Raw genomic sequence first — 13,115 nt, forward strand, 5'->3', positions numbered from 1 at the left:
ATGGAGCAAGTAGTGGAGCCTGTACATACAGAAAAAGAAGTGAAAAACGGCAGAGCCATCGTCGTGACATCAGGAAAAGGGGGCGTCGGTAAGACAACGACGACCGCGAACATCGGGACGGGGCTCGCCTTGTCTGGTCACTCGGTCTGTCTCGTCGATACGGATATCGGTTTACGTAACCTCGATATCATTCTCGGACTCGACAACCGGAGCATTTATAACCTCGTCGACGTCATCACAGGGCAGTGTAAATTGAACCAGGCACTCGTTCGTGACAAACGGTTCGAGGAGATGTACCTACTCCCGGCAGCACAGTCAAAAGATAAGACATCGGTCAATCCCGAACAAGTGAAGGAGATTGTCGATCAGTTGAAGACGGAATATGATTTCGTCTTGATTGATTGTCCTGCAGGAATTGAGCAAGGATTCATGAACGCGATTGCTGGAGCGGATGAGGCGATTGTCGTCACGACACCTGAGAAGGCAGCTGTTCAGGATGCAGACCGGATCATCGGGATGCTTGAACAAGCGGAGCATATCGATGCACCAAAGCTGGTTGTCAACCGAGTCAAGAATCACCTTGTCGAGTCAGGTGATATGCTTGACATCGATGACATCATGCGGATTCTTTCGATTGACCTGCTCGGCGTCGTGATTGACGATGAGGAAGTGATTGCTGCTGCAAACCGTGGGGTCCCGGTCACGATGAACCCAGATAACTATGCCGGACAGGCGTACCGGAACATCACACGCCGTATCCTCGGCGAATCGGTCCCGCTCATGTCGATTCAGACGGACGCGGCACCGGTCGGCTTCTGGGCAAAACTGATGATGAAGTTTGGAATGAAAAAAGTGTAAAGGCAACGAAAGTTGCCTTTTTCTGTCGAAAGGATTGATGCACATGAAGTTAATCTATGAACGCACCCCTTCGGTTGAGCGGGCGATGCTCGTGGACGGAGAACGTTTACTTGAAGTCGAGGAACGGTTTGTCGACCAACTGTCGGTCGGTACGATCGTCGAAGCTGCAATCGAACGGATTCATCCGTCGCTCGGTGCAGCCTTTTTGACGGACGGTGAGACGACGTTCTTCCTGCCGATCGCAGAGACGCTCCGTGCGCTCGCCTCTTACCCAGAGGTACCGGCAATCGGTCAGGCTGCTATCGTTGGGGAAAAGCGACTGGTTCAAGTGACGAAAGAAGGAATCAACGGTAAGCATCATAAAGTGACAGAAAATATTCGTTTCGGCGGACGCTATCTCGTCTACTTCCCGTTTGGTCGGCGGAAATTGTTTAGTCGGAAGCTTGACCTTGTCACGCAGGATCGTCTCTCGAAGGTGCTCGAGCTTTCAGAAGAGGAAGGGGTCCTGTTTCGGACGGAAGCCGGGCAAGTGGCACCTGATGCTTTACAGGAAGAACTGAACCTTCTTCGTGAACGTTCGACTGTTGTGATTGATCAGCGTTATGGACAAGATGAGTTACTATGTGAACACTTCGTACGACGCCATGTGGTCGAATCGGTCCTCCTGAATGACAAAGAAGGACAAACACGAATCGAACGATTGGACGTCCCCGTGAAACGTCACATCGGGAAAGGACGAATGCCTGAGGCGAAACGTCTAGACGGCGCAATCGAGAAGCTTGAGAGTCGTGCCGTCTGGCTAGACGGAGGGGCATTCGTCCTAATCGAACAAGTCGAGACGATGACCGTCATTGACGTGAACAGCGGAAAGAACGTTGCCGTCAAAGACAAAGGACGAGCGGCCGACACGATTAACGAGGCCGCCCTCTACACAATCATGGAGCAGTTGCGCTTGCGTAACATCGGAGGCATGATCACTATTGATTTCTTGCGCGGTTCGAAAGAAGGTCAGACTCGGCTCCTTAAAAAGATGAAAGAACTTGGGGCGCGTGATCCGCGACGTGTCGAGGTGTATGGATTCACACGGATGGGCTTGTTCGAGTTGTCGAGAGAACGGACGGGACGCTCGATTCAAGATCGAATGACGTATGCCGGCAAGCCTTCGAAACTGGCCATCTTCTCACAGTTCGAACGTGCACTACTTGATTTGAACGATCAATATGAAGCGGTCGTACTCTCGCTACCAAAAAAGTGGCACGATGCTTCTTGGCACGAATGTGACATCGAGGTGCACCTCGTTGAAGGGAATCCAGAGTTCGCGTTTTATGGAACGTCCGAAGAATGTCAGAATTTCTTATCTCGTCGTTGACAATGAATAATTGAGAATGGTATTATCTATAACGTTAGTTCGTTTGGAAGCACCCAAATGGCTACAACCGCACAGAACGGGTTTTTAAAGGTTTTTGCCCTGCCCAGGATGGCGAGTCTGAGTTTAACAAGGAGGTGCACGTATATGTACGCAATCATCAAAACTGGTGGTAAGCAAATCAAAGTTGAAGCAGGTCAAGAAATCTACATCGAAAAACTCGATGCTGATGTCGAAGGTTCTGTAGAATTCGGTGAGGTTCTTTTTGTTGGTGGTGACGATGTTAAAGTCGGCGCTCCACTCGTAGAAGGAGCTAAAGTTGTCGGTACTGTGGTAAAACACGGCCGCGCTAAGAAGATCACTGTCTTCAAAATGAAAGCTAAGAAAAACTACCGTCGTAAGCAAGGTCACCGTCAGCCTTACACGAAAGTTCGCATCGAGAAAATCGAAGCGTAAGCTATGATTCGGGTCAAGGTAAGACGAGACGAAGCGAATTTGATTCGCTCTGTCGAAGTGACTGGTCATGCCAACTTTGCAGAACCTGGTTCTGACTTGGTGTGCGCCGGTGTTTCAGCCATCATATTTGGTGCCTATAACGCCGTCGAAACGCTTGCGGGTCAATCGCTTCTTGTAGAAATGGCAGATCAAACAGAGGGTGGTTACTTTTATGTCGAGACGTATCCTGACTTATCACCGCAGGATATGGAACGCACCCAACTGTTATTAGAAGGGATGCTCGTGCAGTTAGACACGATCGCCCAAAGCTACGGTGAATATATCCAAATTGAACAATAGGAGGTGGACCTCATGTTACAATTGAACCTTCAGTTCTTCGCTTCGAAAAAGGGAGTTGGTTCGACTAAAAACGGTCGTGACTCAATTTCGAAACGTCTCGGTGCAAAACGCGCTGACGGACAAACAGTTTCAGCTGGATCAATCCTTTACCGCCAACGCGGTACAAAGATTCACCCAGGTGAAAACGTTGGCCGTGGTGGCGACGACACTTTGTTTGCGAAAGTTGACGGCGTAGTACGCTATGAGCGTCTTGGTCGCGACAAGAAACAAGTGAGCGTTTACCCAGGCGCGTAAGTTGAACGACGCAGAAGACTCTAGCCACTTTTTTGGTTAGAGTCTTTTTTTCTAGGAGAGGATCAAATGGATTCAGAACAGACACTCGAGCTCTTATCGACCGTCCGTCACGAATGGATGAATCGGCTTCAATTGATCTCACTCTATGCGGCACTCGATCCGACTAAGCTCGAGGAACTTTACGAACGCTATCGGAAACAGGCTGACGAGGAGAGTGCGCTCGTTCGTCTGAACGTGCCGCAGACGAGCCTTGTCGTGATTCAAGCGAATTGGGAAGGACGGATGACGTATACGATTTCGACCGACCAACTTGCCATCGATGACGCGCGAGTGGCAGAGATGCTTGTCCGTTTATTAGAAGACACGGACGGGCCGATTCATGTGACGTTCACGGACGGACTGATGGTTCGCGTCACGGGCACTGTCCCGGCAGGTGTGAACCCATCAGCCGATGTGTACGAACAGAACGTAGATAGTACTACGTTTCACATAAAGGAGGGGAAATAAATGTTTGTCGATCAGGTTAATATTTTTGTAAAAGCTGGAGACGGCGGAAAAGGTATGGTTGCCTTCCGCCGCGAGAAGTATGTCCCAGATGGTGGACCTGCAGGTGGTGACGGTGGTCACGGTGGAGATGTCGTCTTTGAAGTAGAAGAAGGGTTACGTACACTCGTTGATTTCCGTTATTCGAAGAAGTTTATCGCCTATGATGGCGAAAAAGGGATGTCAAAAGGGATGCACGGACGTAAAGCGAAGCCGCTCATCGTCAAAGTTCCACCTGGTACCATCGTGTTCGATGCACAAACGGATACGGTCATCGCCGATTTGACAGAGCACGGACAACAAGCAACGATTGCCAAAGGTGGACGTGGTGGACGGGGGAACTGTCGTTTCGCGACACCAGCCAACCCGGCTCCTGAAATTGCAGAGAACGGAGAACCAGGTCAAGAGCGCGAGTTACGTCTCGAGTTGAAATTACTCGCTGATGTCGGACTCGTCGGCTTCCCGTCTGTCGGAAAGTCTACGCTACTCTCGGTCGTTTCATCTGCACGTCCTAAAATTGGGGCGTACCACTTCACGACGATCACACCGAATCTCGGCGTCGTCAAGACAGCGGACGACCGTAGCTTCGTCATGGCCGACCTTCCTGGTCTCATTGAAGGAGCGAGTCAAGGCGTCGGTCTCGGTCACCAATTCCTGCGTCATATCGAGCGGACGAAAGTCATCGTTCATATGATTGATATGAGCGGAATGGAAGGACGCGACCCGTTCGAGGACTACACGACAATCAACCGTGAGCTCGAGTCGTATAACTTACGCCTTCTCGAGCGTCCACAAGTCGTCGTGGCGAACAAAATGGATATGCCGGACGCAGAGGAACATCTCGAAGAGTTCAAGAAGAAGGTAGGGGACGATGTCAAAGTCTTCCCAATCTCTGCACTCGCTCAAGATGGTCTTCGCAACTTGTTGATTGAAGTGGCGAACTTCGTCGATACGACGCCTGAATTCCCACTCGATGAGCTTGAAGAGAAGACAGCGACGCCTCGTGTCGTGTATCGTTATGAGAAGGAAGAAAAAGGTTATCAAATCCACATCGATGAATACGAACGCTTCGTCATCACGGGACCACGTATCGAGAAGCTCTTCAAGATGACGAACTTCGACCATGATGAGTCAATCAAGCGATTCGCTCGTCAAATGCGTCAGATGGGCGTCGATGACGATCTTCGTAAATTGGGTGCCGAAGACGGTAGCGTCGTCGCAATCCTCGATTTCGAATTCGAATTTGTGGAGTAAAAAATTATTTGTTAAGAAGAAACGGAGTGTGAAGCTAACGTGGACCCTGTGCCCTCGTCAAGTTTAATTCTATATGCAGTTTTGATTCTATTGTCAGCGTTCTTCTCGTCATCTGAGACCGCCTTATCGAGTGTGAACCGAGTGCGGATGATTCGGATGTCAGAGGATGGGGATAAACGTGCCAAGCGCGTCCTCAGCCTTGTCGACAATTTCGATGATACGCTCTCGACAATCCTCGTCGGGAACAACATCGTCAACATCGGTTCGGCGACGGTCTCGACTACGATTGCGACTACGATCTTTACCGGAGGGACGGGACTCCTTGTTGCGACATTCGTAACGACGATTCTCATCTTGATTTTTGGTGAGATTTTACCGAAGTCTCTCGCGAAAGAATTCGCAGAGAAGTACTCGCTCGCAATCAGCGGGATTCTTGTCTTTCTTGTCAAAATCCTCAAACCGGTCACTGTTGTGTTCACAGGTCTCAAAAATGTGACATTACGTCTCATCGGGATGAAAGATAAAGAGCCATCAGTCACAGAAGAAGAGTTGAAAGTGCTCGTCGATATGGGTGAAGAAGAAGGTGTTCTCGGCGAGACGGAAGCTGAGCTTGTGCACAGCGCATTTGCCTTTAACGACATTTCCGTGGATGACGTCCTGACACCACGTATTGATATTTTGGCCGTCGACATCGATGATACGCTCGATGAAATCAAAGATACGATTTTCAGTGGTGGTCATTCACGGTTACCGGTCTATAAAGACTCGATTGACAACGTCATCGGTGTCTTGTCGGAGCGAGACTTCTTGCGTTCGATGATGAGAGATGAAGTGACCGATGTCCGTTCGCTCATTCGACCGGTCACGTTCGTGTCACCGCAGACAAAACTGATTGAACTGCTTCCGATTCTCCAACAGAAACAGTCTCACATGGCTGTCGTCCTCGATGAATTCGGGGGGACAGCAGGTTTGATCACTCTAGAAGACATGCTCGAGGAACTTGTCGGTGATATTTGGGATGAGCACGACGAATCCGTCGTCTATCTCAGACGTCTCCGTGAAGGTGTGTATGAGTGTATGGCCGATATGGATGTTGATGAGTTCGCAGAAGAGATGGGAATCAAAGACCCAGACATCGATTCAAACACGATGGGTGGATGGTTCGTTGAATTGCTCGGTGACATCCCGGAGAAAGGTGCGCAAGTCATGTATGAAGACATGACGTTCACCGTCCTCCACGTGGAAAAACGTCGCGTCCGTAAGCTATTAGTGGAGACCGGCCAATCGAAGCAAGAAGACATGCAAGAAGCATAAGCAAAAGAGATGATTCGCTCATAGCGAATCATCTCTTTTTTTGTTATACCGACTGGCGTTCGATCCGTTCAATCAATTCATATGGACGTACTTTATAAATCGCGTACGGCATATAAATCGGGTCGATTGCATCAAGGAAGCGCATTTGGAAATGTTCCCGCTTGATATAGTCGCCGACGTTACCCGCATCAATCGGATAGAACCCGACTTCTTGCGTCTCGCCTGCTTGCGACCTGAGCTCACCTGATACGTATTTCGCGCGGAAGGTGACACAGAGGACGCGGGATGAGACGTTTTGATAAATCCCGGTGATGCCTTCCACTTCTATTTCTGCACCAGTCTCTTCTCGCACTTCGCGATGGATGGCGTCAACGAGTGACTCATGTTCTTCGACCTGTCCACCCGGCATTTCGAACGAGTCGTTCCGATGCATGTTTTTGACGAGTAGGACCTCGCCCGCTTCGTTCGTGATATGGGCCGTCACAGAGACGATAGTACGAGGTGGCGTATAGTGTCCCGTCGGCATCATGAACTCTTCGCTCGATTTGATATACAAGTCTTTTCCGAGACGGGCTCGTTTTTTCATCGCTTCTCGCCGTAACGCACTGCCTCGGTAATCCCGTTCGACTTGCTCATAATGTTCACGGTCCCGGTATTCCCATAAGGCCATGACCTCAGATTTGTCTTCCGTCACCCAGCGTCCGACAAGACGAGCGCCATGGGACGCTTGGATCGGGTAGATGTATGTATGAAAAAAGTCGGTGAATTCTTGCAGGCGTTCAGGTCGAATCGTATACGTTTTGCGACGATGGAACATGGTGATTCCTCCTTTTTTCGTTGTGCGGTATCCTGTATGTATGACCGCAATTCGCTTACATAGTTCTTATTCGACAGATTCCATCGTTTCCCTTTCCAACAAAAAAAGAATCCGTCACGTTTAGGCGGATTCTTTCAAACGCTTTGGTTGGTGGCGAAAATGACGAATGACGAGGGTCGTGCCGATTCCAAATGCTAGGAATGGGAGAACATTGTCCATGAAGTGCCCGATCATCCGCCAGTTATTGCCGAGCATCATCCCTACATGAATAAACACGAAGGACCAGGCCGCAAAAATCAATGTCGTCACTGTCAAGAATTTACGGAATGACAGACGCATCACACCGGCACTCACTGCGAACAACTGTCGCCAAAAGAGACTGAGACAGACGATCCAAGCCCCGTACTTCTCAAACCATCGTTCGGCCCGAAGTTGCTTGTCCGACCGAATTCGAAAATAGCGATACAGTTTTAAGGCGACGGGACGACCGCCGTACCGACCAATCCAATAAAGAGCGATTTGACTGAGCGTGAATGAAAACCACGCCAGTAGGAACATAAGAAAGAAAGGCGCATCATGTGATTCAACGAGAAAGCCGCCGTATGCGAGGACGAGTTCGTTCGGGATGAATTGAATCAAGATACCGATGGGGATGCTGAAGACACCGCATGCGGCAAGCAAATGCTCGAGAACGTTCATGACAAGTCCTCCTTTCAAAAGTTTCAGGAAAGATGTTCCATCCATCAGTATAACGGACATGAACCAAAAGAAAAAGAAGAGATGTCACATATTCGTGACGTCCCTTCAATCTAATTCGGATACGAGGATGCCAAGGCGGTCCAGTTCTTTCACCGCAGCATCGATTGCCTCTTTATGATCTGCTTCGAGCGTATGGATGTGTAAGCCCCCGGTCAGTTGTGAGAGCGGGGAGGCCCCATGTGTTTTGACACGTTCGAGAAATGCGCGAACGTCGCGTCGACTCTTCACCATAAGTTGACCGGTGATAGAACCGTAAACTGGGTGATCGATGACGACGTCTTTGATCGTGACTCCTTCATCAACGATGGCGTTCATTTCTGCCTCCATCTCGTTTGCAGTGTGACGACAAGCTACCTTTTTCGAATAAGTAGACGGAGTAAGGTCCCCGTGCAAATAGACATAACCACGGGCTGTGGCGATGATTTGATGACCTTTCGCTTTTAAGAGCGACAAGTCTTGGACGATGACTTGACGACTGACAGATACGTGCCTTGCGAGTTCAGATCCTGTGATTGGTTCAGCGCTCGATTCAATCAGCTGAAGTAAAGTGCGACGGCGTTCTTCGCCGGCTAAACGTTTGTTCATGATGTTCGACTCTCCTTGCTAAAGTGACGATGGCATCGGCGAGGGCCGATGTGTCTTCGACGGTCGTTTGTGCGCCGAAGGAAATACGGACGAGTCCATGGCAGGCACTCGTTTCATACCCGAGTGCTTCGAGCATGCGGTTCGGTCCATTCTGGCCGGCACGACATGCCGAACCGGCCGATACTTGGAACCCGAGATCATCGAGCTCAGTCATCCACCATTGCCCATCGCGTTGATGCGACACGAAGGAAAAGATAGCGGGACTTTGTTCGTCAAACTCGAGCCAATTGACATATCTTGAAGTCTTCTCTTTCAAGATAGCACGAAACGCCATGAAATTTCTCTGAAAACGCGTCAATTGCTCCTGTCGTTCCCCGAGTGCTTTCACGAAAGAGCTGATTCCGGGTACGTCAATCGTACCGGGACGAATCCCATATTGATGATGACCTGGATAGTATGGCGGTGGAATCAATCGTTCCATATAAAGCGCCCCCACGCCTTTTGGTCCCCCGACCTTATGGGCGCTGAACGAGTAGGCGTCGATGCCTTCGACAGAGATTGGGATTTTCCCGAGTGCCTGCACCCCATCCACATGGAAGAGGATTTTTCTGTACTTCAGTAAACATTGAATGTGATGAAGCGGTAACACCCATCCTGTGTCGGAATTGACGTGTTGGAGCGTGACGAGTCCGATGTCACGGTCAAGTAGGTGCGTAAACTGATCCAAATCAAACTTTCCATCTTTTAACTTCAAACGATGTACAATCACACCTTCCCGTTCCCATTCTTCAAGTGGAAGGGAGACCGAATCATGTTCATGCCAAGACGTAATCACTTCTTTGCCTTTCATACGTTTCCGTAAACTTGTGAGCGCGATGTAGTTACTCTCAGATCCACTTCCGGTAAACAATAATTTTCCGCGTAAGACGTCAATTCCGAGCGCTTGTTTGAATAGACGTCGTGCCTCAGTTAAATAATCTTCAGCCATATATCCTTGTGTGTGGAGTGATGATGGGTTCCCATAAACGTTTTGGGCCATAGCCACGTAATGGTCTAATGCAGCATGTGTCATTGGATGTGTAGCGGCGTAGTCGAAGTAGCGGTTCATCATGGACTCCCCTTTTCTCATGTTGTCTTCTACACAAAATTATGCGAAACTAGTTTACAAGTCAATATTACATATGGAATACAGGTGATATACAGGTGTCTTTACACAAAGAGAGAACTGACATTTTGATTATTGGTACTGGACTTGCCGCCGTCACAACGGCCTTGCATGTGCCGGGTTCTTTATCTGTTCTCCTCGTTTCAAAAGGCGGGGTGACGGAGAGTAACTCAGATTTGGCACAAGGAGGAATTGCGAGTTCGTATCTTGAGGAGACGAGTGAGGCACATAAAGAAGACACGATGTTCGCTTCAAACATGACATCGTGCTCAGCACGAGTAGACATTCTCGTCGAAGAAGGTCGTCAATCGATTGAAGAGATGGAGCGATTTGGTGTCCGATTTGATCTTGAAGAGGGCGAGTATGCCCTCGGACGAGAAGGCGCACATCGAGCGCATCGAATTTTTCATGCCGGTGGCGACGAGACGGGTCGTCATGTCATGCGACAATTACGTCAGTCGTTGTCAGACAACGTGAAAATGCTCGAACACGTCCTCGTACATGACCTGGTGATGAAAGAAGGACGAGTCGTCGGTGCGATGGCGTTTCATAAAGAAGAAGTCCTACATATTGAAGCCGGTGCTGTCGTGTTGGCGACAGGTGGCATTGGTGGACTGATCGATTGGACTTCAAACGCGCATACCGTGACCGGCGATGGTCTCGTTCTGGCAAATCGATGTGGTGCTAAGCTGACACACTTACAGCGGATTCAATTTCACCCCACATTACTGGCGACTGATGAGCCTCACCTCGTAACCGAGGCGCTCCGAGGAGCCGGGGCGACGCTCGTTGATAAGGAAGGAAACCATGTGATGGCGCATCATCCGCTTGGCAGTCTCGCTCCTCGAGATGAGGTGGCTTGGGTCCTGACTGAACAAGCGGGACCTGTTTATCTAGATACGACGACAGTGAAACGACTACGGGACCGCTTCCCGAAACTCGCTTTGACATGCGACAAGCTTGGGATTGATCGTCACCGGATTCCGGTACGTCCAGGTCTTCATTTTCATATGGGTGGAATCGAAGTGGATGACATGGGAAGAACCGGCGTTGATGGATTATACGCAGTCGGTGAAGTCGCGGATACAGGAGTCCATGGGACGAATCGGTTGGCTTCGAACTCGCTTCTTGAATGTTGGGTGTTCGGGAAACGGGTCGCGCGAGCGCTTCAGCTACATGACTCATCCTTTACGTCAAGTGAGACGATGGCTTACGACATCAAACCGGATGACTTCCGAACGTTACGTCATCAAATCGGTAAATGGTTGACAATCTCACCAAGTCTTGAAGAAATGAAATGTTTCTTACAAAATACCCAATCATTGACCTTGACGAAACACGTGACAAGACAATTAAGTGAACAAACTTTACAACTCGATGCAGCGCGTCTCCTCGCGCAAAGCATCCTTGAAATGGAGAGGTATGATGAACACGATTTATCTACGCGAACAGCTGCAGAACTTTTTGATTGAAGACATCGGATTTGGCGATTTATCGAGTGCGTTGATTGACCCGGATGATGAATCGGTCGCAACAATCGTTGCGAAAGAAGAAGGGATCTTTTGCGGAAAACCAATCGTTCAAGAACTTGCTACGATTCAGCAGTTTGATGTCTTGTTCTGCCAAGAAGACGGTCATCAAATCGCGATCGGCGACGAACTGATCGTCTTGAAAGGAAAGACACGTGTCCTTTTAGAGACGGAGCGCGTCCTATTGAATGTGATTCAACACGTGAGTGGTGTTGCGACCATGACACGTCAGTGCGTTGATTCTCTCAATGACGAATCGATTCACGTTACCGATACACGGAAGACGACCCCGGGCCTTCGTATGCTTGAGAAGTATGCGGTTCGTGTCGGCGGCGGCTATAACCATCGACTCCGACTCGACGATGCCGTCATGATCAAAGACAACCATATCGTCGCACTCGGTGGTGTGACAGAGGCCATTCATGCCGCACGCGCTAAAGTGGGGCATACGACCCCGATTGAAGTCGAGGTCGAGACGTTCACACAGCTCTTAGAGGCGATTCCGGCGAAACCAGATATTGTGATGCTTGATAATCGTACACCGGATGAATTGAGAGAATGGGTCCGGCATATCCCACGTCATATCAAAACCGAAGTGTCCGGGGGCATCACGCTCGATTCGATTGCCGCATACAAAGGAATTCGCATCGATGTGATCTCCCTCGGGCAATTGACCCATTCAGTGCGCGCGCTTGACTGTAGTATGAATTTACAAGGAGGAATGAAATATGCAACTACTCGGAACACTTCCACCGACGTACGCTAACCTTTCGGTGGAAGAAATGGAGACGCGGATTCAGGCAGTCAAAGACCGACTCGGGAAGCGACTGTTCTTGCCGGCACATCATTATCAAAAAGACGAAGTCGTCCAGTTCGCAGACGCGACAGGAGATTCGCTCCAGCTCGCGCGACTCGCGGAACAGATGAGCGAGGCGGAATTCATCGTCTTTTGTGGTGTCCATTTCATGGCAGAGACGGCTGATATGTTGACGCGGGACGACCAGATTGTCGTCTTGCCCGATATGCGTGCCGGTTGTTCGATGGCAGACATGGCCGATATCGATCAGACGGAGATTGCCTGGGAAGAACTGACGGAACGATTTGGAGAAGGAATCATACCGATTACATACGTCAATTCAACAGCGGCCATCAAAGCGTTCGTCGGTCGTCACGGTGGGGCGACCGTCACTTCGTCAAACGCCCATGAAATTGTCAAATGGGCACTTGAGGCCGGGGAACGAATTTTATTTCTTCCGGATCAACACCTTGGTCGGAACACGGCATATGACCTCGGGGTCCCGCTCGAGGCGATGGCCGTCTGGGACCCACTTCACGAAGAATTGGTTGCGGAAGGCGAGCTCGAACAAATTCGGGTCATCCTTTGGAAAGGACACTGTTCCGTCCATGAGAAGTTCACCGTCTCGCAAATTCAGACGTTTCGTGAACGCGAACCGGACCACCGCATCATCGTTCATCCGGAATGTACGTTTGACGTCGTTCAGGCAGCGGATGAGGCGGGATCGACATCGTATATCATCGACAAGATTGATGCGAGTGCGCCGGGGACGAAATGGGCGGTCGGAACGGAGATGAACCTCGTCAACCGCTTGGCGGCCACGTACCCACATCTTGATATCGTCTCATTGAACCCGTTCATGTGTCCGTGCCTCACGATGAATCGAATCGACTTGCAACATCTACTTTGGTCGCTTGAATCACTCGAGACCGATCCAGTGAATGTGATTCGTGTCGATGCTGACACGACAGAATTGTCGAAACGTGCGCTTGAACGGATGCTGGCACGGTAATCGCTTCAGGACAGGTAAACGCCTGTCC

15 protein-coding genes and 1 other annotated feature are annotated in these 13,115 nt (G+C 49.9%); of the genes, 11 read left to right on the top strand and 4 right to left on the bottom strand.

The annotated features are described in order from the left end of the window. The 8 genes from minD to KNO95_RS01310 all read left to right on the top strand — a co-directional run bounded on the left by minD (position 1) and on the right by KNO95_RS01310 (position 6,424). Positions 1 to 858, top strand: coding sequence for a septum site-determining protein MinD (gene minD, locus KNO95_RS01275; protein WP_051545985.1), 858 nt, complete (start codon positions 1 to 3; stop codon positions 856 to 858). 43 nt (positions 859 to 901) lie between these two features. Continuing rightward, positions 902 to 2,227, top strand: a complete 1,326-nt coding sequence (locus KNO95_RS01280; protein WP_214878185.1) for a ribonuclease E/G — start codon at positions 902 to 904, stop codon at positions 2,225 to 2,227. Between the two features lie 55 nt (positions 2,228 to 2,282). After that, positions 2,283 to 2,356, top strand: a sequence feature (ribosomal protein L21 leader region). 15 nt (positions 2,357 to 2,371) lie between these two features. Then, a complete protein-coding gene (gene rplU / locus KNO95_RS01285; protein WP_026826467.1) occupies positions 2,372 to 2,680 on the top strand; it encodes a 50S ribosomal protein L21 in 309 nt (102 codons plus the stop codon). 3 nt (positions 2,681 to 2,683) lie between these two features. Then, complete coding sequence (locus tag KNO95_RS01290; protein ID WP_026826466.1) at positions 2,684 to 3,019, top strand: ribosomal-processing cysteine protease Prp; 336 nt, start codon at positions 2,684 to 2,686, stop codon at positions 3,017 to 3,019. A 12-nt stretch (positions 3,020 to 3,031) separates the two neighbouring features. Continuing rightward, positions 3,032 to 3,313 (top strand): 50S ribosomal protein L27, encoded by a 282-nt coding sequence (gene rpmA, locus KNO95_RS01295; RefSeq protein ID WP_026826465.1) that lies wholly within the window; start codon positions 3,032 to 3,034, stop codon positions 3,311 to 3,313. A gap of 66 nt (positions 3,314 to 3,379) precedes the next feature. After that, entirely contained in the window at positions 3,380 to 3,820 is a 441-nt protein-coding gene (locus tag KNO95_RS01300; protein ID WP_026826464.1) for a Spo0B domain-containing protein, read from the top strand. Beyond that, positions 3,821 to 5,110: a GTPase ObgE gene (gene obgE / locus KNO95_RS01305; RefSeq protein WP_026826463.1), complete on the top strand. Its 1,290-nt coding sequence runs from the start codon at positions 3,821 to 3,823 to the stop codon at positions 5,108 to 5,110. 39 nt (positions 5,111 to 5,149) lie between these two features. Next, positions 5,150 to 6,424 carry a hemolysin family protein gene (locus KNO95_RS01310; RefSeq protein ID WP_026826462.1) on the top strand — a complete coding sequence of 425 codons (1,275 nt, stop codon included), beginning with the start codon at positions 5,150 to 5,152 and terminating at the stop codon, positions 6,422 to 6,424. Positions 6,425 to 6,467: 43 nt separating this feature from the next. On the opposite strand, the gene KNO95_RS01315 is transcribed toward KNO95_RS01310, so the two are convergent. From KNO95_RS01315 to KNO95_RS01330, 4 genes are all read right to left on the bottom strand, one after another. Beyond that, entirely contained in the window at positions 6,468 to 7,241 is a 774-nt protein-coding gene (locus tag KNO95_RS01315; RefSeq protein WP_026826461.1) for an NUDIX domain-containing protein, read from the bottom strand. Positions 7,242 to 7,361: 120 nt separating this feature from the next. Next, positions 7,362 to 7,940 (bottom strand): DedA family protein, encoded by a 579-nt coding sequence (locus KNO95_RS01320; RefSeq protein WP_026826460.1) that lies wholly within the window; start codon positions 7,938 to 7,940, stop codon positions 7,362 to 7,364. A gap of 105 nt (positions 7,941 to 8,045) precedes the next feature. Further along, the gene (locus KNO95_RS01325) at positions 8,046 to 8,585 is read right to left on the bottom strand and encodes a transcription repressor NadR (protein ID WP_214700676.1); all 540 of its coding nucleotides are present in this window, start codon (positions 8,583 to 8,585) and stop codon (positions 8,046 to 8,048) included. Further along, on the bottom strand, positions 8,530 to 9,693 hold the full coding sequence (locus KNO95_RS01330; RefSeq protein WP_051545984.1) for a cysteine desulfurase family protein: 1,164 nt from the start codon (positions 9,691 to 9,693) through the stop codon (positions 8,530 to 8,532). The genes KNO95_RS01325 and KNO95_RS01330 overlap by 56 nt, the downstream gene beginning before the upstream one ends. A gap of 95 nt (positions 9,694 to 9,788) precedes the next feature. On the opposite strand from KNO95_RS01330, the gene KNO95_RS01335 reads away from it, so the two are divergent. The 3 genes from KNO95_RS01335 to nadA are packed head-to-tail and all read left to right on the top strand — an operon-like array spanning position 9,789 to position 13,087. Next, positions 9,789 to 11,222: an L-aspartate oxidase gene (locus tag KNO95_RS01335; RefSeq protein ID WP_026826458.1), complete on the top strand. Its 1,434-nt coding sequence runs from the start codon at positions 9,789 to 9,791 to the stop codon at positions 11,220 to 11,222. Further along, on the top strand, positions 11,176 to 12,045 hold the full coding sequence (nadC, locus tag KNO95_RS01340) for a carboxylating nicotinate-nucleotide diphosphorylase (RefSeq protein WP_026826457.1): 870 nt from the start codon (positions 11,176 to 11,178) through the stop codon (positions 12,043 to 12,045). The genes KNO95_RS01335 and nadC overlap by 47 nt, the downstream gene beginning before the upstream one ends. Further along, the gene (gene nadA, locus KNO95_RS01345; RefSeq protein WP_026826456.1) at positions 12,008 to 13,087 is read left to right on the top strand and encodes a quinolinate synthase NadA; all 1,080 of its coding nucleotides are present in this window, start codon (positions 12,008 to 12,010) and stop codon (positions 13,085 to 13,087) included. The genes nadC and nadA overlap by 38 nt, the downstream gene beginning before the upstream one ends. Positions 13,088 to 13,115 lie beyond the last annotated feature (28 nt).

Origin of the sequence: Exiguobacterium sp. ERU653 (genome assembly GCF_018617775.1) — a bacterium.
GTDB lineage: Bacteria > Bacillota > Bacilli > Exiguobacteriales > Exiguobacteriaceae > Exiguobacterium > Exiguobacterium marinum.